The sequence below is a fragment of the Billgrantia endophytica genome, assembly GCF_002879615.1.
GTDB classification, from domain to species: Bacteria; Pseudomonadota; Gammaproteobacteria; order Pseudomonadales; family Halomonadaceae; genus Halomonas; species Halomonas endophytica.
The window spans coordinates 1-22,247 of the sequence record NZ_PNRF01000041.1 but is presented as its reverse complement, the minus strand read 5'-3'; the positions used below and the strand labels follow the sequence as shown (position 1 = coordinate 22,247).

General features: G+C 57.3%; 12 protein-coding genes and 2 pseudogenes. 5 read left to right on the top strand and 9 right to left on the bottom strand.

All coding sequences use genetic code 11. The features are described from left to right. Positions 1–54 precede the first annotated feature (54 nt). Positions 55–963 carry a LysR family transcriptional regulator gene (locus tag C1H69_RS19405; RefSeq protein ID WP_102655039.1) on the bottom strand — a complete coding sequence of 303 codons (909 nt, stop codon included), beginning with the start codon at positions 961–963 and terminating at the stop codon, positions 55–57. An 82-nt stretch (positions 964–1,045) separates the two neighbouring features. On the opposite strand from C1H69_RS19405, the gene C1H69_RS19400 reads away from it, so the two are divergent. The 4 genes from C1H69_RS19400 to recD all read left to right on the top strand — a co-directional run bounded on the left by C1H69_RS19400 (position 1,046) and on the right by recD (position 12,684). Beyond that, positions 1,046–4,462 (top strand): molybdopterin-dependent oxidoreductase, encoded by a 3,417-nt coding sequence (locus tag C1H69_RS19400; protein ID WP_205738556.1) that lies wholly within the window; start codon positions 1,046–1,048, stop codon positions 4,460–4,462. Between the two features lie 85 nt (positions 4,463–4,547). Next, positions 4,548–5,873 carry a short-chain fatty acid transporter gene (locus C1H69_RS19395; RefSeq protein WP_102655037.1) on the top strand — a complete coding sequence of 442 codons (1,326 nt, stop codon included), beginning with the start codon at positions 4,548–4,550 and terminating at the stop codon, positions 5,871–5,873. 149 nt (positions 5,874–6,022) lie between these two features. Continuing rightward, entirely contained in the window at positions 6,023–10,102 is a 4,080-nt protein-coding gene (gene recB, locus C1H69_RS19390) for an exodeoxyribonuclease V subunit beta (RefSeq protein ID WP_102655036.1), read from the top strand. After that, positions 10,099–12,684 (top strand): exodeoxyribonuclease V subunit alpha, encoded by a 2,586-nt coding sequence (gene recD / locus C1H69_RS19385; protein WP_240610016.1) that lies wholly within the window; start codon positions 10,099–10,101, stop codon positions 12,682–12,684. The genes recB and recD overlap by 4 nt, the downstream gene beginning before the upstream one ends. Positions 12,685–12,707: 23 nt before the next feature. Here recD and C1H69_RS19380 read toward each other — a convergent pair whose 3' ends face one another. From C1H69_RS19380 to rhtB, 8 genes and pseudogenes are all read right to left on the bottom strand, one after another. Next, the gene (locus C1H69_RS19380; RefSeq protein ID WP_102655035.1) at positions 12,708–13,904 is read right to left on the bottom strand and encodes an amino acid aminotransferase; all 1,197 of its coding nucleotides are present in this window, start codon (positions 13,902–13,904) and stop codon (positions 12,708–12,710) included. Between the two features lie 118 nt (positions 13,905–14,022). Continuing rightward, a complete protein-coding gene (dmpG, locus tag C1H69_RS19375) occupies positions 14,023–15,033 on the bottom strand; it encodes a 4-hydroxy-2-oxovalerate aldolase (RefSeq protein ID WP_102655034.1) in 1,011 nt (336 codons plus the stop codon). After that, complete coding sequence (locus tag C1H69_RS19370; RefSeq protein ID WP_102655033.1) at positions 15,030–15,938, bottom strand: acetaldehyde dehydrogenase (acetylating); 909 nt, start codon at positions 15,936–15,938, stop codon at positions 15,030–15,032. Before C1H69_RS19370 ends, dmpG begins: the two co-directional genes overlap by 4 nt. A 261-nt stretch (positions 15,939–16,199) precedes the next feature. Continuing rightward, positions 16,200–16,849, bottom strand: a pseudogene (locus C1H69_RS19365) (helix-turn-helix domain-containing protein). A gap of 185 nt (positions 16,850–17,034) precedes the next feature. Continuing rightward, positions 17,035–17,838, bottom strand: a complete 804-nt coding sequence (locus C1H69_RS19360; RefSeq protein ID WP_102655032.1) for an inositol monophosphatase family protein — start codon at positions 17,836–17,838, stop codon at positions 17,035–17,037. 358 nt (positions 17,839–18,196) lie between these two features. Beyond that, positions 18,197–18,346, bottom strand: coding sequence for a hypothetical protein (locus C1H69_RS24540; RefSeq protein ID WP_338066189.1), 150 nt, complete (start codon positions 18,344–18,346; stop codon positions 18,197–18,199). A 196-nt stretch (positions 18,347–18,542) separates the two neighbouring features. Beyond that, positions 18,543–19,499: a phosphate/phosphite/phosphonate ABC transporter substrate-binding protein gene (gene phnD / locus C1H69_RS19350; RefSeq protein WP_422666912.1), complete on the bottom strand. Its 957-nt coding sequence runs from the start codon at positions 19,497–19,499 to the stop codon at positions 18,543–18,545. Positions 19,500–19,745: 246 nt separating this feature from the next. Further along, positions 19,746–20,369, bottom strand: coding sequence for a homoserine/homoserine lactone efflux protein (gene rhtB / locus C1H69_RS19345; RefSeq protein ID WP_102655031.1), 624 nt, complete (start codon positions 20,367–20,369; stop codon positions 19,746–19,748). 565 nt (positions 20,370–20,934) lie between these two features. On the opposite strand from rhtB, the pseudogene C1H69_RS19340 reads away from it, so the two are divergent. Next, positions 20,935–22,101 (top strand): annotated as a pseudogene (locus C1H69_RS19340) (IS701 family transposase). The last annotated feature ends 146 nt before the right edge of the window (positions 22,102–22,247 follow it).

Sequence of the window (22,247 nt, the reverse complement as noted above, 5' to 3'; positions counted from 1 at the left end):
CACCATCACCCGGCTCGACCCACTCGAGTTTCCTGATAAGCGCTGATTTGTACCTTAACGACCGAACAGCCCACCTTCCTGCACAGTGGCTCGCAGCCTATGCATGAAACGTGTCATCAGTGGCGTCACGACATCCTTGCGATGCATGAAACCGATGCCCATCCCGGGAATCTCCTCATGCACCTCGCGACGAGAGATATGTTCGCCTTCCAGCGACCAGGGACGAAAGACCAAATCCGACAGGATGGTCACACCTTGCCCCATGGCCACGAAACTTCGGACGGCCTCGATGGAATGGCTGCGCAGTACGATCTCCGGACGCCGGATCTGGCCTGACCAGTATCGCTCCCAGGTTCTGACATGCTCATCCATCTCCAACAGCACGAATGGATAATCGCAGACATCCTGCAACGTGATCCGAGTACGACGTAGCAGGGGATGACCGGCGGGGGCCCAGAGTTTTCTCGGCGTATCGAACAAGCGCTCGCAGTGCAAGGCCATCGACGGCCTGATGTTATCGATGACCATCAGGCCCAAATCAACCTCTCCCCGCAGCAGCCGTTCCTCCAGGCTGCCGATAGTGTCCTCGATCACGTGTAACTGAATACCGGCAAGCGCATCGAGCCGCCATCGCACCAGGCGAGGCAGCATGTATGCCGAGATCGTTTCCGTCACCCCCAACGTCAAGGTGCCTTCCGGCTCATCCTGTGGAGCCTGCAACCTCTCGCGAGCCAATTTCGTTTCGCGGAGCACGCGTTCGGCATGTTGCTGCAGCATACTGCCGCTCTGTGTCGGCAACAGCCCCTTGGCATGGCGCGTAAAAAGGCTACATCCAAGATCCTGCTCCAGGGCTTTCAAGGATGCCGACATCGAAGGCTGGGAAATATGGCAGCGTTGCGCGGCCTGAGAGAGCGTGCCGGTTTCGATAATGGCCAGAAAGTGGCGAAGTTGCTGTAATGTCATATAGACCAAGCCTATACATAAGCATCATTAATACATATTAGTTTTAGATAGACTCGTAACGCTACGGTAGAGGCAAATCTGAATGACGCCTCGACATATGCCAATAACAACATCTATCCCCGGCTACTGCACCCTGTGCCGCTCACGTTGCGGCACACTCAACCATGTTGCCAACGACCGGCTGATCAAGGTCGAGGCCCTTGAGGGGCACCCCACTGGGCGCGGCACCTGTGCCAAGGGTCGCGCTGCCCCCGAGCTGGTCGACCATCCCGACCGCCTGCTCTATCCGCTCAAACGCACTCGCCCCAAGGGCAGTGACGATCCAGGCTGGGTACGAATCGGCTGGGACGAAGCCCTGGACGAGATCACATCGCGCTTGAGTGAGCTGCGCGACCGCCATGGCGCTGAAAGCGTCGCTTTCAGCGTTACCACACCCAGTGGAACACCAATGTCGGACAGTATCGAGTGGGTGGAGCGCTTCATCCGCCATTTCGGCAGTCCCAACACCATTTACGGCACCGAGATATGCAACTGGCACAAGGATGTGGCGCACACCTTCACCTTTGGCAGCGGCATGCCCAACGCCGACTACGCCAATGCCCGCCTGGCCATTTTATGGGGCCATAATCCCTCCCACGTGTGGCTGTCCCAGGCAGGCGAGCTGGGGGCAGGCCAACAGAACGGTACCCGCCTACTGGTCATCGACCCACGGGAAACCGCCCATGCCCGCCAGGCCGACCTATGGCTGGCCCCACACCCCGGGAGCGACGGCGCCCTGGCACTGGCGATCGCCAACCAGCTACTGATCTCAGGGCATATCGATGAGGACTTCGTGCGCCGCTGGAGCAATGCGCCCTTTCTCGTGGATGATGACACCGGCCGCTGGGTGATGGATCCACGGACACCAGGCTGCTACCTCGCCTGGGACCTCGAGCGACAAATGGCGGTCGCCATCGACACGCACAAGGAAATCTCACGGCAGCAAGCCAAGGGCCTGGCCCTTGAGGGCATTCGCCACATCCGCCTCTTCGATGACTCATTGGTCCGCTGCCGTCCCGCCATGGACCACTATCGCCAGGCGTGTGCAGCCTGGCCGTTGGATCGGGCGGCTCGCGAAACGGGGCTGAGTGAGAGTTCGATACTGAAAGCCACGGCGTTAATCGCCAATGCCGGCCAGCACGTCGCCTACCACGGCTGGACAGGTATCGGCCAGCACACCAATGCCACCCAGACCGAGCGCGCCATCGCCACCCTCTACGCGCTGACCGGCAGCTTCGATCGCCCTGGCGGCAACCGCTTATGGGCGACACCCGCCATCAACCGTATCAACGACCACTCGCTGCTTGACGAGACCCAGCGCGCCAAGGCCCTTGGGCTTGACGAACGTCCACTCGGTCCAGCAGCCAGCGGGTGGGTGACGGCAGAAGCCGTTTACGATGCCATAGAGCATCGGCGCCCCTACCCCGTTAAGGCGCTATTCGGCTTTGGTGGCAACTTTCTCCTCTCGCAACCCAATCCTCAGCAGGGTGAACGTGCCCTGCGACAGCTCGATTTCCACGTACACTGCGACCTGTTTCACACGCCGACCAATGCCTTCGCCGACATCTTGCTGCCCATCAATACCCCATGGGAACGCGATGCCCTACGCATTGGATTCGAGATCAATGCCGATGCAGCCTGCCACGTGCAGTTTCGGCCCGCCATGGTCAGTGCGCGCGGCGAATCTCGCGCCGATTACCAGGTTGCCCTCGACCTGGCCTGTCGCCTCGGCATGGCTGACGACTTCTTTGGCGGCGATATCGAGAAAGGGTGGCAGCACATGCTGCAGCCGTCGGGACTCGACCTCGATACCCTTCGCCGCTCGCCTGTCGGCGTGTCACTCCCCCTGACACAATCCCCCGAGCGCCACACCCATGTCGACGACCAGGGGAGCACGCGCGGATTCGACACCCCGACCCGGCGCGTCGAACTCTATTCGCAACGCTTGCACGACCATGGCTACCCAGCCGTCCCGCAACACCTTTCACCACGCACGACCGATACCAGCAACTGGCCGATGACACTCGTGACCGTCAAGAATGGCCTCTACTGCCACTCGCAGCAGCGTAACCTGGTTTCTCTGCGTCGCCGGGCACCCGACCCGGGGATGACACTCTCGCCCACCACCGCCAAGCGCAAAGGACTTGTCGAGGGCGGCCGGGGCACGCTGGTCAGTGAACATGGAGAGGTCACGCTGCGTGTCGCCGTTGACGCCAGCCTGCGCGACAACCTGGTCATCGCCGATTACGGCTGGTGGCAGGCCTGTGATGACCTGGGCCGTTCGGGTTACTCCCCGCATGGCCATGACTCGGTCAATATCAATGCCTTGATCTCATCGGCGAGACGCGACCCGTTGAGCGGTTCCCTGGCGTTACGCAGCGCGCCCTGCGACGTGCGGCAAGCCACGGAGCACACCGACTGGAGCGGATATCGCAGCATGCGCATCAGCAACCGCCGTCGCGAGACCGAGGACACGACCTCACTGTGGCTGGAACCGGTCGATGGGGGCCTGTTGCCGGCCTACCTGCCGGGGCAGCATGTCACCCTGCGTTTCAATGTCGCCGGGCAGGAAATCGTACGCAGCTACTCATTATCGGGCGCAACCCACCACCGAGCACAACCTGCCTACCGCATTACCGTCAAGCGCATCGCCGAGCGAGACGGCCAGCCAGCAGGCGTCGTCTCGCACCTGGTCAACCGCGAGTTGAGCGTCGGCGACCGCGTCGAGATACGGATGCCGTCGGGCCACTTCACCTTGCCCCGGCGGCATGATCGTCCTGTGGTGCTGATCGCCGGCGGCATCGGCATCACGCCGTTCATGTCTCTGCTGGAAAGTCTCGCCCGGTCAGGCGCCGAGCACATGCCAAGGATCACCTTGATCCATGCCAACCGCAACAGCCGACAACACGCCTTCAAGCAACGCCTGACACAGCTCGCCCAGAAGCTACCCCGTCTAGACGTCGTCACCCTCTACAGCGAGGCAAGCGACGCAGAAGCGGCACGCGGCGATTGCCAGCATATCGGGCATATCGGTCCGGACATACTGGAGCCGACGTGGCTAACGCAGCGTGCGCGCTTCTACCTATGCGGACCGCAGGCCATGATGGATGACCTACGCCAATGGCTGGAGCATCGCGGCGTTCGGCCCTTCGAGATTTTCCAGGAACGTTTCGTCACTCCACGACGCGAGATGGTGGCTCCCGCCCGCCCTCGCACGGTTCGCTTGCAACGTTCACAACGCGAATATCTGTGGCAACCGGCGCAAGGCACCCTACTGGAAAGCGCCGCGACTCATGGTATCGAGCTACCGAGTGGATGCCGTGTCGGCCAGTGCGAAAGCTGCGCCTTGTCACTCATCGAGGGCCAGGTCCATTCCTTTGTCGAAACACCCTTCCTGGACCCGCACCAATGCCTGACCTGTCAGGCGATTCCGCTTTCCGACATCGTGCTTGACGCCTGAATAACAACATTTCCACGACACGCCGCCTCGACCATCCATGCCGCCTCCGGCGGTATGCATCACCCCATATGCAGAGGAAACAACAATGCTAAAACTCTTTACCAGTGGCTGCGTGAAGCTATTCGACCGCTACCTGCCCGACCCCCTGGTTCTGGTGGTCATCATAACGCTGCTCGTCTTCGTTGCAGGCATGGTCATCGAGACTCAGACACCCGTCGCCATGCTGGACCATTGGATGGGCGGATTCTGGTCGCTGCATACCTTTGCCATGCAGATGGCATTGATCCTGGTGACCGGGTTCATCGTCGCCAAAGCCCCGCTATTCACACGCTTGGTCGCCGTCATCGCCAATGTCGCGCATACCCCCGGGCGTGCCATCGTGCTCGTCACCCTCACCTCGCTGATCATGACCTGGATAAACTGGGGCATAGGGCTGGTGATTGGTGCCATCCTGGCGCGTGAACTGGCCAGACGGGTTCCCGATGTCGACTACCGCCTGCTGATCGCCAGCGCCTACTCGGGTTTTCTGATCTGGCATGGCGGGCTTTCCGGGGCGGTTCCCCTGACTCTGGCCACCCCTGGCCACTTCCTGGAAGAGAGCATCGGCCTCATTCCCACCAGCGAGACCTTGCTGAGCCCCTTCAACCTGGTGCTGGTTGCGGTATTGCTGGTGGTGCTCCCGGTCACCAACCGATTAATGATGCGTGGCATCGATCACCCCGTCACACTGCAGGATCACGAGCCCGACGTTGGTACCGCGGCACCGGTTGAGCATGACCATCGGAGTGACCGTCCCGCCGAACGGCTGGAGCGCTCCCCGTGGCTGGCCCGGCTCGTCGCCGTGATGGGTTTTGCAGCCATCTCCATGTACATCATCGGCGGTGGTGGCGGCCTCAACCTGAACGTAGTGATCTTCGTGCTACTGTTCGTCGGCATCATGCTGCATGGCACGCTGCGCAACTTCCTCGACTGTCTCGCCGACGGCATCAAGGGCACCAGCGGCGTGCTGATCCAATTCCCCTTCTATGCCGGCATCATGGGCATGATGAGCGCTTCGGGCCTCGCCTCGCGAATGGCGCAGATGTTTGTCGATATCTCCACGGCCGAGACATTACCGGTGCTGAGCTTTTTGTCGGCGGGCATTATCAATATCTTCATCCCCTCCGGCGGCGGTCAGTGGGCGGTGCAAGGCCCCATTCTGATGGAAGCGGCCCAATCGCTGGGCGCCGATTTGCCCAAGGTGGCGATGGCATTCGCATGGGGCGATAGCTGGACCAATATGATACAACCCTTCTGGGCCTTGCCCGCCCTTGCCATTGCCGGCCTGAAGGCCCGGGATATCATGGGCTTCTGTGCCATCATCCTGCTGGTGTCGGGGGTGCTGATCGCAAGCGTGCTGCTGATTGCCTGACACCCCAACGTTCCTTCCATAAGCACGGACCTATACCACTGCCCGGCACGTAGCCGGGCGGTGGTAATGCCAATGAGATGCCTGCCAAGTAGAGGAAAGACCCCGCCTAGTGCACCATATGAGCTTGCTCGCGTTTTTTGAGGACGCCCATGTCTCTTGCCGCTGACTACCTTCCTCCTACGATCACTCAACTCGACCCACTCGAGTTTCCGCTGCACGGCAGCCGCTTGATCGAAGCCAGCGCCGGCACCGGCAAGACCTTCACCATCGCTCTGCTCTACGTGCGCCTGGTGCTGGGCGCCCGCTCGCCCGGCGACGACGCCGCCTTCGAACGCCCGCTCACACCACCCGAAATCCTCGTCGTCACCTTCACCAACGCCGCCACCCAGGAACTGCGCGAACGGATTCGCACACGGCTGGTGGAAGCGGCGGATGTTTTTTTACAGGCGCGCTCTACACAGGCGCCCGAAGCCGCGCCCGACATTCTACAGGCGCCCGAAACCGCGCCTGACACTCTACAGGCGCCCGAAACCGCGCCTAACATTGCCGACGCTTCGGGTAGCGGAGGTCATTCGGCAGGGATGCCGAATGTAGCGCCCAAGGATGGGTTCACAGCGCCTCCGCGAAATCCTGCTGACGAAGCAACTGGCGAGACTGGCCAAGGGGCACCTGGGACAGGCCGTAGCGAGGGTCTTGATCCACTTCTCATCGCCCTGCGCGACCAGTATGCCCCCGCCACCTGGCCCGCCTGCGCCCGGCGCCTGCAGCTCGCCGCCGAATGGATGGACGAGGCCGCCGTCTCGACCATCCACAGCTGGTGCTACCGCATGCTGCGCGAGCATGCCTTCGACAGCGGCAGCCTGTTCTCGCTGGACCTGGAAACCGACCAGACCGAGCTGGAACTCGAGGTGGTGCGCGACTACTGGCGCAGCTTCTACTACCCGCTGGGCAACGACGAACTCGCCGCCGTGGTACGCCACTGGGACTCCCCCGAGGCGCTGCACCGGGCGGTGCGCGGCTTGATGCCCGAGTGCGGGGCGTTGGCGAAAGGCGCCCCACCCCCCGGCGAAACCGTGGCCCGCGCCCAGCGCGAGACCGCCGAGCGCCTGGCCGAGCTAAAGGCCCCCTGGCCCCAATGGGCCGACGAGTGCGAGGCGCTGTTCGAACAGGCCGCCAGGCAGAAGGCCTTCAAGGGGCAGAGCTTCAATGCCCGAAGCCGCGCCAACTGGCTGGGCGCACTGCGCGAATGGTGCCAAGGCGATGCCACCTGGCCCGGCCTGACCGACGCCGCCTGGAAGCGCCTGACGCCACAGGGCATGGCCGATATCTGGCTCAAGGGCGAGCCGCCTAACCACCCCGCCCTGGCCGCGCTGGAGGCCCTGCAGGACGAACTCAACGCCCTGCCCGACCCCTACGCCGACCTGCTCACCCATGCCGTGCACTGGTGTCGCGCACGCCTCGACCGCGAGCAGGAGCGCCGCGCCGAAATGGGCCCCAACGAGTTGCTGACCCATCTCGACCGGGCGCTCGCCGGCCCCAACTGCGAGGCACTGGGGGCGCAGATCCGCCGTCAGTTCCCGGTGGCCCTGGTCGACGAGTTCCAGGACACCGACCCGGTGCAGTACCGCATCTTCGACTGCGTGTACCGCATCCACGAGAACGGCCGCGGCTCTTCTCACAACACGGGTGTCTTCCTGATCGGCGACCCCAAGCAGGCGATCTACGCCTTCCGCGGCGCCGACATCCACACCTATCTGCGCGCCCGCCGCGACACCGAGGGCCGCCACGTCACCCTGGGCACCAACTTCCGCTCCAGCCAGGCGATGGTCGAGGCAGTCAACCGCTGCTTCGAATTCGCCGAAGCGCATCCGCCTGGGGCCTTCCTGTTCAAGGAGGCGGACGGCGGCAACCCGGTGCCATTCGTGGCTGTAGCAGCGAAGGGCCGCAAGGACGCACTCACCCGCCAGGGCCAGCCGCTGCCCGCCATGACCCTGTGGCAGCTCGACAGCGACGAGCCGCTCTCCAAGACCGCCTACCACGGCGTGATGGCCGAGCGCTGCGCCTCCCATATGGTCGAGCTTCTCAGCGAGGGCCAAAGTGGCAGCACCGGCTTCCAGAATGAGCAAGGCGAACTCCAGCTGCTCAAGCCCTCCGACATGGCGGTGCTGGTCAATGGCCTGGGCGAGGCACGGGCGATCCGCCAGTCGCTGGCCCGGCGCGGGGTGAAGAGCGTCTACCTCTCCGACAAGGACAAGGTGTTCGCCTCGCCCATGGCGCCACAGCTGGAAGCCTGGCTGCACGCCTGTGCCGAGCCCGACGATGCCCGCAAGCTGCACACCGCCCTGGCCACTCCGGTACTGGGGCTCGATATCGCCACGCTGAATCATTTGAACGAGGATGAGCTGGCCTGGGAAAGCCGGGTCATGCAGTTCCGCGACTACCATCGCCTGTGGCAGCGCCAGGGGGTGCTGCCGCTGGTGCGGCGGCTGATCAACGACTTCGCCATCGCCACGCAGCTGCTGGCAAGTGGCCCCGCCAGCGAAGGCGAGCGCTTGCTAACGGACCTCCTGCACCTGGGCGAACTGCTGCAGCACGCCAGCCAGGAACTCGACGGCGAACACGCGCTGATCCGCTTCCTCGCCGAAGCCATCGCCAACCCCGAAGGCCACGGCGATACCCACAAGCTGCGGCTGGAGAGCGACGCCGACCTGGTGCAGGTCATCACCATCCACAAGTCCAAGGGGCTGGAGTACCCGCTGGTGTTCCTGCCCTTCATCTGCGGCCACCGCCCCACGAAGAAAGACGACGCACCGCTACGCTGGCACGACGCCGAGGGCCGGCTGCGCATCAGCCTGGAAGCCGACGACGAGATGCTTGCCACCGTCGACCGCGAACGTCTGGGCGAAGACCTGCGCAAGCTCTACGTGGCGCTGACCCGCGCCCGCCACGCCACCTGGCTGGGCATGGCGCCGCTCAAGGGGCTGGAAGGCAGCGCCATCGGGCAAGTGCTTACCAACGGCGCTGCCATCGCCACCGCTGATTTCGGCGCTACCCTTGGCCGGCTCAAGGGCAGCTGCCAGGCCATCCGGATCGAACCGGCGCCCCAGGCCCACGCCCGCGTCGTCAACCTGGGCAGCGCCGAGCAGCCCCTCGGCGAGGCGCGGGTTCCCCAGCGTGCCGCCCGCGAACACTGGTGGATCGCCAGCTACTCAGCACTGCGCCTCTCGGCCGACGGCGTCACCCTTGCTCCTGGCCCTACCCCCCCAGTGAGTGCTGACACACTCTACAGCGCCGCTTTTCACAGTGCCCCGACCACGGCACACACCGTGCCAGCCGGTTCCCTTAAGCCGATCTCCGAGCCGGCCACCTCACTGGAGGCCACCGCGCTGGAAGTGATCGAGGAGCCGCATGACAGCGGCCGGAGCGAACCACTGCCCTCCCTACACAGGTTCCCAAGGGGCCCTGGCCCCGGCACCTTCCTCCATGGGATTTTAGAGTGGGCCGGCAGGCAGGGTTTCGCCCGTGCCGCCGCCGACCCCGCGGCCCGGGAGGACGCCCTGGCCCGGCGCTGCAACCTGCGCGGCTGGTCCCAGTGGCTGCCCACCCTGCACGAGTGGTTCGGCGCCCTGCTTACCGCCCCGCTACCACTACCGGAGACGAAGGGTGAATTCCGGCTCGACTCACTGACCAGCTACCAGGTGGAGATGGAGTTCTGGTTCGCCGCCAGCCAGGTCGACACCCGCCACCTGGACGCCCTCGTAAGTGCTTACACACTCCCCAGCCCGTATAGCAACGTAGATACCAGTCTGCCGCGCCCCGCGCTGGATGCCGACACCCTCAACGGCATGCTCAAGGGCTTTATCGATCTGGTGTTCGAGTTCGAGGGGCGCTACTACGTGGCCGACTGGAAATCGAACCACCTGGGGCCGGACGACGCCGCCTACAGCCCCGAGGCGATGCGCCTGGCCATGGCCGAGAAGCGCTACGACCTGCAGTTCTCGCTCTACCTGCTCGCCCTGCACCGGCTGCTCAAGGCGCGCCTGCCGGGCTACGATTACGACCGCCACATCGGCGGCTCGCTCACCGTCTTCCTACGGGGTACCAACGCCGAGAGCCGCGGCGTCTACGCCGAGCGCCCGCCCCGCCAGCTGATCGAAGCGATGGACACGCTGTTCCAAGGCAGGGGCACCGCCGCCACCGCGCCGACCGACACGGAGACGCCGGCATGACGAAACGCAGGAAAGGCGACATGCACGACGCCACACCCGATATGTTCGAGGACCTGCTCGGTGAGGCTTCCGACACCGCCCCTGACAGTGCCCCCAGCGCTCAGGACGACGCTCAGCCGGAAGCCCGGGATGAAGCACTCAGCAACGTCGACTCGCTTATCGCCCTGCTCGACCGCTGGGTGGAACACGGCTGGCTGCGGGCACTGGACCGCGCCCTGGCGGTGTTCCTGCACCGTGAGGTGGGCGACGCCTCTCCCCTGCTGCTGCTCGCCGCGGCGCTGGCCAGCCACCAGTTGGGACGCGGCCATGTGTGCCTCGACCTGGCCGCCACCCTGGCCGCCCCGGACCTCGCCCTCTCGCTTCCCCCGGAAGGCGACGACCTGAGCGACCCGCCGCCGCTGCCCGGCGACGTGCTCGCCGGGCTCGACCTCGTCACCTGGCGCGCCGCCCTGGACCACCCGCCGCTGGTCGCCGACGGCCGCGACGACCAGCCCGGCAACACCCCGCTGGTGAAGTTCGAAAGCCCCGACAGCACCCGGCTCTACCTGCGCCGCTACTGGCAATACGAGCAGGATATCCGCCACCACATCTCGGCAAGACTGGACACAAGCGACGCCCCCTGTAGGAGGACGGCTCTGCCGCACGACGGCGCCGACAGGCGCCCCGATAACGCCACCGACCCTGCCGATGCTCCCTGTGGGAGGACGGCTCTGCCGCACGACGGCACCGACAGGCACCCCGATAACGCTACCGACCCTGCCAATGCACCCTGTGGGAGGACGGCTCTGCCGCACGACGGCGCCGACAGGCGCCCCGATAACGCCACCGACACTGCCGATGCACCCTGTGGGAGGACGGCTCTGCCGCACGACGGCGCCGATAGGCGCCCGGATAACGTCACCAGCACCACCACTCTCGCCGCCGCTCTCGACTCGCTATTCCCCGCACCCCCGACCGGCCCCGGGCCCGACTGGCAGAAGGCCGCCTGCGCCCTGGCCACCCGCTCGCGCTTCGCGGTGATCACCGGCGGCCCCGGCACCGGCAAGACCACCACCGTGGTCAAGCTGCTCGCCCTGCTTCAGGCACTCGCCATGGGGGAAGGCCAGCGCCCGCTGCGCATCCATCTCGCCGCCCCCACCGGCAAGGCCGCCGCCCGGCTCAACGAATCGATCGCCGACCAGGTTGCGCGCCTCGATCTGACAGGCTTGAGTGATGCCCCCGAGACGCTGCGCAGCGCCATCCCCCAGCAGGTCACCACGCTTCACCGCCTGCTCGGCTCCCGACCCGACACCCGCCACTTCCGCCATCACGCCGGCAACCCACTGCCACTGGACGCACTGGTCATCGATGAAGCCTCTATGGTGGATATCGAGATGATGGCCGCCGTGCTCACCGCCATGCCGCCCAGGGCGCGGCTGGTACTGCTCGGCGACAAGGACCAGCTCGCCTCGGTGGAAGCCGGCGCCGTACTCGGCGACCTGTGCCAGCGCGCCGAAGGCGGCCACTACACCCCGGCCACCTGCGACTGGCTGGAGAGCGTGATCGGCACGCCGATACCCGAAAAGCACCGGGACGCAGACGGCCAGCCGCTGGACCAGGCCATCGCCATGCTGCGGGTGAGCCACCGCTTCGATGCCAAGAGCGGCATCGGCCAGCTCGCCGAAGCGGTCAACCGCCCGCTCGGTGTTGGCCACGACCACAAGGAGAAGAAACGCGCCGTGCGCGAGATCTTCGGCACTGATGGAAAGTCACGCTACGCCGACATCGCCCGCCTCGCCCTGGCGGACGCCGACGACACGGCATTCGACCGGCTGGTGGTGAACGGCAACCCGGCCGGTTTTATCAACAACGGCGAAGGCCGCCACGACCGGCGCGGCGAGCTCATCGCCCCGCCCCGCGGCTATGCCCACTACCTGGAAGTGATGCAGGCAGCGCGCCCCACCCAGCCCTTCTTTGGTGAAGGCGAAGCGCGCCAGCCCTATGACGACTGGGCCCGCCAGATACTCGCCGCCCACGGGCACTTCCAATTGCTATGTGCCCTGCGCAAAGGCCCCTGGGGTATCGAAGGACTGAACCCGCGCATCGGCCGCGCCCTGCGCCGCGCCAGCTGGCTCAAGGCCAGCGACCTGGAGCTGGAACAGGGCTGGTTCGAAGGCCGCCCGGTGCTCGTCACCCGCAACGACTACGGCCTGAGGCTGATGAACGGCGATATCGGCATCACCCTCGGCGTGCCCGAAGCCCGCAGCGAAACCGAACCGCCCGGCCGCACCCTGCTGCGCGTCGCCTTCCCCGCCAGCGACGGCAGCGGCGACATCAAGTGGGTGCTGCCCAGCCGCCTGCAAGCGGTGGAAACCGTATTCGCAATGACGGTGCACAAATCCCAGGGCTCAGAATTCACCCACACCGCCCTGCTGCTCCCCGACGCCCCCAACCCCATCCTCACCCGCGAGCTGGTCTACACCGGCATCACCCGCGCCCGCGACTGGCTCACCGTGGTGGAAACCGGCCGCGGGATGCTGGATGAAGCGGTGACGAGGGAGGTAGTAAGGGTGAGTGGGTTGATCAGGCAAAGTGTCAGGTGAATACCATTACTGTACACGCCAGCCTATCTGGTACCTGCAACTTGCTTTATAGCCGAAACAACGTATTCAATGTTGTTTTTATTTATTCCAGAAATATTTATTCGACCTATTTCAAGCATGTAAATATTATAGACTTCTTTCAGTCTTCTTATTTCGTTAAGATTTAGCAATATTGTTGAGAATAAGCCTTCCCCTCTAGCTGCGCCAAGAAATATTTCGCTGCAACCCTGTTCGCTGCTTTCTCGGACGAGCATTTTTCTAGCACCCTTGACTCTAGTCGTCATGCGTTCAAGCTCAGCTGCCCATATTTGATAAAGCTCATTGGATGACAATACTTCATTAACTATAGAAGCGCCATGGATAGGCGGACTAGAGTAATTCACCCTTGCTAAATTAGACGCATGTAGTTTTATTTTCGAGCAATGGTCTTTGTTCTTTCCCAATATAACTAGGGCGCCCACTCTATCTCGATATAGGCCAAAATTCTTGGAGCACGAATATGCTACAAACATTTCGTCCAGTTGCTCGGAAAACAGGTTGACGCCATAAGAGTCCTTGTTTAGATTATCTGCTAGCCCATGATACGCCATGTCAATAATAGGAAATATCCGTTTTTCTTTAACTATTTCAAGAAGATGCATCCACTGATTGTTTGTAAGGTCATATCCTGTAGGATTATGACCGCATCCGTGGAGCACCAGGATATCTTCAAATGGAATTTTACTAATGCTTTCAATCATGCAGTCAAAGCTAAACTCGCCTTTCTCATTTAGATAAGGATAGCTTCGAATATTCACGCCCAAGTGAGAAAATATACCTCTGTGATTTTCCCATGTTGGATCGCATATCCATACAATTCTTCTTGGGCTGTACGACTTGATTAATTCAGCGGCAAGCCTGACAGCCCCTGTCCCACCGACGGTTTGAGCAGCTGTAACTCGTTCTTCAGCGATGATTTCAGGAGCGTCTTTATACAATAGACTTATTATTTTATTGCAATATCCGTCAAGTCCGACGGAGCCCTTGTAAACCTTATCTTCTGCCTGTGAAACTAAATATTTCTCAGCAATCTTTACCGACTCCATTATAGGGGTTATACCATTACTGTTTTTATACAGCCCAATACCAAGATCAACCTTTCTTGGATTTCTGTCTTCTATAAATTTTTCGCTAAGAGATAATATCGGATCTGGAGAAATCCATTCAAGGTTATCAAACATGTTCTATTTCCCGGCTTTAGATAGGGTTAATATGAGAAATTAAATAAACACCCCACTCGCCGATCAGGCTATATCTCCCGAGAGACAAGTGGAGGAATTTACTATTAAATTATTTACTTTAATCAGTTGATTTCGCCAGCCTACTTGCCTCTTCAATTATAATATCCTCTTGACTGGCCACTAGCCTTCTCTTGGCTAGTCTCTCGCAAAGCTCAAATATATTCACGCCAAAATCAGAAGATATCTTCTGTATATAAGGACCATATCCTGTAAACAGGCCGTACATGCCGGTCATTATGTTAATTGTTTTGATATCGGGTATTCTAGCAATGATATTTCTCTCAGCGTATGAGGATAAGTCTATCAGGTCTTGGAATTTTAAGTTCATTGAGTAACCATACCGCTCTAGCACAGCCACAACGGCTTCAAGTTGTGCGTTTCCGGCCCCTGCACCGAACCCTTTAATTGTTGCATCAATAATTGATGCGCCTGATTCTGCTGCTACAACAGAATTTGCAACAGCAAGACCAAGATTATTATGTGCATGATAGCCAACTTTTACACTTAAGTTGTTTTTCAGAGTTGAAACCTTTTCACCAACAATATCGGGAGTTGAATATCCAGCACTGTCCATAAGAATAATTCCATCAGCTCCAGCTGATTGCATACCTAGCGCTTCATTTAGAAGCCTATCAGCATCAGCCATATGAGACATAATCAATACACCAAATACTATTTTTTCTTTTCTTTTTAAATATCCAATGGATCTATACGTTATATTACTCTCTGTACAGTGGCTGGCGACTCGAAAAACATCAACTCCTATATCAATTGCCATATCAAGTTCAGAGTGCTTCCCAACTCCCGGCACAAAGTGAATTCCAAGCATAGATTGTTTGCATTTCTCTCTTGCGACTTTCAGCATGGCCTCATCACCAACTTTTGAGATGCCAAATGCACTAGAGGATGCCCCTAGCCCATATCCATGCCCAACCTCTATAATATCTAACCCAGCACGATCAGCCCCTTCACAATACTCAGCGATTTGATCGATACTAAGTTGATGCTTTACGGCATGATTACCGTCTCTAAGTGAGCAGTCGCTAATTAATATACTGTTGTTTTTCATGCGTATTCCTCTTCGTGGGTTTCAGAGCTGAAAGATGATTTATCTATAATATAGCGCCTCTCTGCAATGACTATTGCTGCAGAGTTAATAATGTCAAGGTTTCCTGCGTGCCCAGGCAAATAATCACCACTTCCATGAACTTGAACAGCAACTGTCACACTTTCATCTTTAACTAGCGGCTCAAGAACTAAGTTGTAGCCTGGTACGTACTGCTTTACACTTTGGATGATTTTTTTTGTATATCTTTCAAGTGCTTCTTTATCTAATCTTGAGCAATTGGCATACAAGGTTGTCTGCATGCATACTTGAGGAATGGCTGGATTTATATTTAATATCGCTTTAGACACATCCGACCCGCTAAACCTTCTAAGTGCAAACTCAGTTGTGGTGACATATTCATTGAGATTTTCTCTTGTTGCCAAGCCAGCACTATCAGAGGATATGCTTGATATAACTTCTACATAATTGACTTTCTTACATGATTTTCTGAGAGCATGGACAAGTGGTAGGCTTGCTTGCCCGCCACAAGTTATTAAGTTTATATTTCTACTTTTTTCCAAGGATGACAAATTGATAACTGGGACACAAAGATCTCCAATCTTAGCGGGGGTGAGGTCTATTGCTAGTTTATTGTACTTTTTGAAAATCTTTTCATTTTCTAAATGCGATTCGGCAGAAGTTGCATCAAAAACAATGTCAAAGTCATTGAAGTTTTCTTCAAGGAACTCAACACCTCTGCTTGAGACTACAACTCCCTGTTTTAATGCTTCGCGAATACCCGGACTATCGTCTCGGCGTCCCACAACAAATCTTAAATCTAGTTTGTTTGATCTGAGTGCTTTATACATCAAATCAATCCCAATGCTTCCTGTCCCGATGATTGCCACTCTATTTGAGTTTTTCATAGTCACTCCATGTTCTACTTGAGAAAAGGTTCATGCCCCTAAGGCAAGTTCAAGGTAGTTACATAGTGTGAGTTTTTCAATGTTTAACCGATTAACGTTGATTTATCGTCTTACAGAAAACAATTAAAAATCAATAAGTTGAAAACAATAACACAAACTCTATTTAAAATTCACCAAGATGCATGATTAATTTAATTTTATTTAAATATTAATGCACTTAAAATGTCACGCTTTCTGGAGACGGGATCGCAACGACCTCGATCATCCTAGTATCATTTTTATAAGTTCTTCTTCAAAATTAATCGCACGATCAGTTCCGTAGCCACCGAGCAGGCGGTGTACCTCATCACAGAGGCGGTCAAACGAGAAGTACGCACTCAGCGGCAGCCATGCATACTTCATTTTCCGCCACAGAATCTCAATCAGGTTCAGCTCCGGCAAGTAAGCCAATAGGTAGACCAAGTGCACACGATGCGATATCCACTCCACAATCTTCCCTCTGTAGGTTATGGAGCGATGCATGCTGGCACTCTTGAGCGCCACGACAGCGAAGGTATCCGGGTCTTTCTGGACCACAAACCGGTCGAACGCTTCGATGACCGTCTTGGTTGTCTCCGGTTCGGTGGTGGTGTGGGAGCCCCCGGCTCGGCTATGTGAGTACGCGGTCACCTCGCAGGGCTTATCGTTGAGCCCATCGAGGCCCGACGCTTCCCACTATGTTTGAACCATCGTGTACAGCATCGCGGCGAACCTGCAGTATCTCACTGATTTGGTTGATAGTATGGCCTTGGTCACTCAGCAGTGATAGCGTGCGCACGCCGACGTAGGGCACGCTTCTCGCCTTAGTGATAGGCCGAGTTTAGCGTCTGCTGTTCAAGTTCAGTTAGAGGGGCAACAATGCGCTCGGCCATGGTTTCCATCCGTGTCAGATCCTTATATGGATACTACACGAAAACTTTAGAACAAGAACTTAACAAAGGCACGGTTAGTTTTAGGAAGCTGCTTCGGTCTTTTTATGCTCCGGGGTCGGAGTAAATTAATATGACGCTAAGAAGCAATTATTTGTGGGAGAAAAATATAGTATCATGATCTCGTTTTATCCTGTAGCGTTCAGACAATTCAGCAATGCTCTATGCCGCTGCGGATGTGCTACCACCAAGCTGTTCCACTTGGCAGGGGTGGGGTTGCCGGTGAGATCGGTCACCATGCAGCCTGTTTCTCGTGCTATGACGATTCCAGCTGCAACGTCCCAGAAATCAAGTCGTGCGCCTTGGGACCAAAAGGCATCAAAGCGCCCTAAGCCAGTATAGGCGATCTCGAGTGCTGCTGAACCAGGGCTGCGGATGCCGGCAACCTGCGGCATTAGAATAGTGAGCTGTTTTAGGGCGGTCGCGCAGTCGCCTTTATCGTTATAAGGCAGACAGGTACTCACCAGCATCTCGGTAAGTGGCCTGGCTATAGGTCTCACGAGCCGCTTGTCATTGAGGAATGCGCCAGTACCGACTCCTGCCCAGAGCATTTCGTTCAGCAGTGGATGATAGACGATACCGATCAGCAGCTCATCCCCTTTAGTGACGGCAATAGAAACCGAAAAGTGAGGAACCCCGTGTAGAAAGTTATTGGTGCCGTCGAGGGGATCGACGACCACGGTGTAGTCACTATCGGAGCCAGCCGTAATACCGGTCTCCTCGCCGAGAAAGGCAATGTTGGGAAAGGTACTGTGAATACGCTTGATGATAGTGCTCTCGGCAGCCTTATCGTAGTGGGTGACGAAGTCAGATGCCCCCTTGCGCTCAAAGGCGACACGACCGTCCTTCCGATAGCCCTCGCGCAACAGGGCACCAGCTTCGAAAGCTGCAAGCTTAGCAGTTTCTAGCAAGGCTTTTTCTCTCTTGAGCATCATGCTTCTCCTTAATGGTATTACTGTTTGATTGTCAGGCCAATCTAGAGTATTAAGAGGGCAGAAAATATTAAATATAACTTAATTACCTCATCACTGGGCGCTAAAGCTGAGACGCAGGTTTGTGTTACCCTGACCGTCCCCTTCCTCTAGGCTGGTTTCGCCAATGTAATCCCAACTGGCAAGGTAGCGATGGCGTTACGATATGTCCTGTCAGTTTCTCAGAGAGCCGCATTCTTTTGCTCTCCCAATGGGTAGTCGATAGGGCACACTGTTAGCACCCGCCCACTGACTCACCATGTCGTATCAGGTCCAGGATAATGATGTTGTGATCAGTGTGTCTTTCACTCATGAGCGCTTAGATGATGGCATGGCGAACCCGGGATGCGATCCATTCCGAGATGAGCACGATACGGCCGGAGAGGCGGGTCAGCTCAGTGTCGCCCATGCGTATGCTACCCAAGGTGGGCTCGGCCAAGCGGTTTACGCAGCGAATTAGGATGCTCATACCACCCCTCAGAGGGGCCGGTTAGGGCCATCATCTGCCCGGCTGGCAGAGTAAGGTCCATATCGGTGAACGCATGGTCCCCAATAGGGTAGCGGCAGACCTGAGACAGACTCAGCATAGGGGTTTCTCCCTGGACAAAGCGGCAAGCGGCTAGGAAGTTAGGCTTCCCAGCCGCTACATGATGAATTGCCGGACATTAGCAGTCGTAGGTTACACCATTCGCTTCGGCGATGGTGCGAATAATTTCCCAGCGCTCTGCGTAGTTGATGGGTATAAACTGGCTTTCGCCATTGTTAGAGAATTCGGCTTGTAGGGGGGAACCTTCCCAATCGTAACTGAAGAACGCCTCTTGGACTTTTTCTTGAAGCTCTGGGTGCAAGTTATGAGTGGTGCCATAGGGAGTTGTGGGGAACGTTGCGGAAGTATATATTACCTCATAGTCATTCTCGTTAATGACACCTCGCGCCTTCATTCGAGTAATAACTGAGTTTGCAATGGCAGCTGCTTCATAGTCCTTATGGATCACGCCAAGGATTGAATTCTCATGAGTGCCAGCGAATGGGGTATCAAAATCGACTCCAGCTTCCATTCCAAACTCGGACTTGATGATCGCAGAAGGGGCACGAAAGCCCGAGTTAGAAGTCTGTGAGGTGAAGGCAAGTTCCCTGCCTGCTAGGTCTTCTACGGTTGTGATACCGCTGCCTGGATACGTAATAACTTCCATTTCATAACCAAAACTACCGTCATCACCTGCCATCATGGCAAATGGACGAAAGCCACCGCAATTCACTGCCATCGGCACGCCACCCGTATTGAATCCAGCAACGTGTACGCGCCCAGCACGTAGGGCCTCCTGCTGGGCAGCGTTGGACTGCACTGGAAAGAACTGCACTTCTTTGCCCGTCACCTCACCGAGGTGGTCGAGAAAATCTGACCAAACTTCAGCGTAGACGGCCGGATCTTCCACAGGAGTATAAGCGAATACCAAGGTATCAGGATCGGTCCACTGGTTTTCATCTGTAGGAATATCGGCAATCATGTCTCCATCTATATCAGAATAACGTGATGATAAATCAGCGCTGGCTTGAAGGGCAGCAGTGGATAGTAGTCCAACGATGGTAGTTGCTAGCAGCTGGCGAGGTATAGTAATCATTTCAATCTCCATTGGGGATAATAAAGGCCGTTGAGACGCAATTACTCTGACGCCGTGGCATGACACCCCTAGGTCAATAACATGAAGATGCGATGAACAAACGATGAAGCAGGGTTTTCTAGATGAAATCTAGAATGATCCATGTGGTAGATAGGGATATTCATCTCAAAACCAACCGACAATTACTGGGGTCAATTCATAGTGAACAGTGGAGATATAAAACAAATATATAAATAACTGTTCTTGTCAGCTGTTTTTATTATAGCTTGAAAGGGCAATTGCCGCCAGTATAAAGGAAGCGCCAAAAATTCTATTCATGACTTTCATCCTAGCTCCTGAGGTTATAAAAACCTTAAACTGGCTCGCCAGCGCTGCGTAGCAAAACATCACGATAAGATCGACCACAAGAAGAGTTGTTCCTAACACTAATAGTTGGAGAAGATATGAATAGGACGAGTTAGATAAAAACTGCGGCAGTAGAGCAACAAGGAAAACAGTGGCTTTGGGATTAGTTAAGTTAATCAGAGTTGATTTCCAGAATAGCTTTTTGCTACTTTCTTTCCTGCACTCAATTACGTCCCATGAGGTTCTTGTATTCCATTTTTGAACTCCCAGCCACATTAGGTACGCAACTCCCGCCCATTTTATAAATGAAAATGCCACCGTGGATGATGCGAGCAATGCGCCTAGACCAACAGCGACAACTAATATTTGGGCTGCATATCCAAGCTGCAATCCTAACACTGTGGATACTGAATAGCGTAATCCATAATTTATGCCGCTATTCATAGTGTTTACAGCCCCTGCTCCAGGAGATAAACTCACTACCACTGAAGCTGTTAGAAAAGCAAGCCACATGCTTATACTCACACCCTTCTCCTCCTATGGACACTTCGATGGTTTATGCTAATATCTAAGCTTGATGCTTTTATTTCACTTTTATGAATTTTTATTTAAAGAATCCGGAGCGCTAGCTGCTTGTAAAATCTCTATGGAAAAAAGAAGGCAAGGCTTGTTGCCTCTCAGGATGTTTACGCATCGTTCATCGAGCAACCGACAAGCCGGTGTGCCTCGAGCAACTACGGCGACGCCAAAGTTTCACCACCACGTTCAGTGAGACCTGATATAACGAGGCTGTAGAAAAACCCAAACCCGGGTCGATCCCACCGCCTGGTTCTTGATTTTTTGTCACGATCGCCAAAGAATCCGTTACCTGAGTTCCTGTGCATGGTCAGCCGTTTTGGCATCAACAAGCTGCCAAAGGCCGGCTCCATGGGCTTCCCGAAGCCCCTCTATTGGCCCTTTTGCCCCTGGCATCAGGCGGGCAACTGTCCATCGTTCGCCAACTTCTCGATGTTATGTACTAGTACTACAGCCGTAGCTAAATTTGACTACACTGCATGATATTGAATCCTAACGTTTTCGTGGATGAGATATGCCGTCACTAGAAACCGCCATTGTCGACCGCTTCGATGACCTGGCCCAACGACTTGGACCGCTCTTTCCTCGCTCGGAAACCCGCGAGCGGGCCATGGGATATATCAAAGGATTGCTCAGCCGATGTGAGCGCAAGAATGGCTGGCAACTCGCCGAATGGTTGGGCGATGTGTCTCCTGATGGCGTCCAATACCTGCTGGATCGGGCGCGCTGGGATGCGGATGACGCGCGGGATAGGCTTCGCCAATGGGTCATCGAGTTGCTGGGCGATCCTGAGAGTGTGCTGGTGCTGGACGAGACCGGCTTCATCAAGAAAGGCCAGCACTCCGTCGGCGTACAGCGCCAGTACAGTGGCACGGCCGGGCGTGTCGAAAACAGCCAAATTGGGGTCTTTCTTCTCTACGCCAGTCCTGCTGGGCATGCGTTCCTGGATCGCGCCCTGTACGTGCCCAAGTCCTGGACCGAGGATCGCCATCGTTGCCGGCGTGCCGGGATTCCCGATGACGTCGAATTTGCCAGCAAACCGGAGCTTGCTCGTCGCATGCTGGAGCGTGCCCTGGATCACGGCACGCCGGCCTCCTGGGTAACAGGAGACAGCATCTACGGAGGCAATCGCCGCCTGCGCTTCTGGCTCGAGCAGCGATCGCAACCCTTTGTTCTGGAAGTGGCTTGCAATGAACCCTTGTGGTGGAAGAGCTTCCAGTACACCCGGGCTGATGAGAGCATGGCGGCCCTGCCTGATGATGCGTGGCAGACCTTGTCTGCCGGCGCTGGCAGCAAGGGAGAACGATGGTACGAGTGGGCGTTGACACCGTTGATGCGCCTCCAACTCAACGAGGAGGATCGTCGTTGGGGGCATTATCTGCTGATCCGACGCAGCCGCTCATAGCCGGACGAGCGGGCCTACTATGTGGTCTTTGCCCCGCGAGAGCAGGCATCGATTCATACCTTGGTGCGGGTTGCCGGTCAGCGTTGGAAAATCGAGCAAGGCTTCCAGATAGCCAAGGGGGAATGTGGGCTGGATGACTATGAAGTTCGGCGTTGGGGCAGTTGGCATCGCCATATCACCCTGGCGCTTCTGGCGCACGCTTTGCTGGTCGCCATGCGGCAGGCCATTCCGCAGGAAAAAAAACACCGTGACGCGTATCGCCTGGACCTTACCTGAACTCCGGCGATTGATGAATCGCTGGTTCATGCGGGGAAACCAGACTTTATCACACATGCTGCTCTGGTCGAACTGGCGACGACGGCATCAGTACCGCGCCTGGCAATGCCATTGTCGCCACCAGTACCTACGGATGATGAAGGCTC

Excerpts from the sequence above, each read along its gene's own strand:
- C1H69_RS19370 (WP_102655033.1), bottom strand. The coding sequence starts at position 15,938 with ATGAAAAACTCAAATAGAGTGGCAATCATCGGGACAGGAAGCATTGGG.
- C1H69_RS19380 (WP_102655035.1), bottom strand. The coding sequence starts at position 13,904 with ATGTTTGATAACCTTGAATGGATTTCTCCAGATCCGATATTATCTCTT.
- C1H69_RS19405 (WP_102655039.1), bottom strand. The coding sequence starts at position 963 with ATGACATTACAGCAACTTCGCCACTTTCTGGCCATTATCGAAACCGGC.
- C1H69_RS19360 (WP_102655032.1), bottom strand. The coding sequence starts at position 17,838 with ATGCTCAAGAGAGAAAAAGCCTTGCTAGAAACTGCTAAGCTTGCAGCT.
- recD (WP_240610016.1), top strand. The coding sequence starts at position 10,099 with ATGACGAAACGCAGGAAAGGCGACATGCACGACGCCACACCCGATATG.
- recB (WP_102655036.1), top strand. The coding sequence starts at position 6,023 with ATGTCTCTTGCCGCTGACTACCTTCCTCCTACGATCACTCAACTCGAC.
- phnD (WP_422666912.1), bottom strand. The coding sequence starts at position 19,499 with ATGATTACTATACCTCGCCAGCTGCTAGCAACTACCATCGTTGGACTA.
- C1H69_RS19400 (WP_205738556.1), top strand. The coding sequence starts at position 1,046 with ATGACGCCTCGACATATGCCAATAACAACATCTATCCCCGGCTACTGC.
- C1H69_RS19395 (WP_102655037.1), top strand. The coding sequence starts at position 4,548 with ATGCTAAAACTCTTTACCAGTGGCTGCGTGAAGCTATTCGACCGCTAC.
- C1H69_RS24540 (WP_338066189.1), bottom strand. The coding sequence starts at position 18,346 with ATGAGCATCCTAATTCGCTGCGTAAACCGCTTGGCCGAGCCCACCTTG.
- dmpG (WP_102655034.1), bottom strand. The coding sequence starts at position 15,033 with ATGAAAAACAACAGTATATTAATTAGCGACTGCTCACTTAGAGACGGT.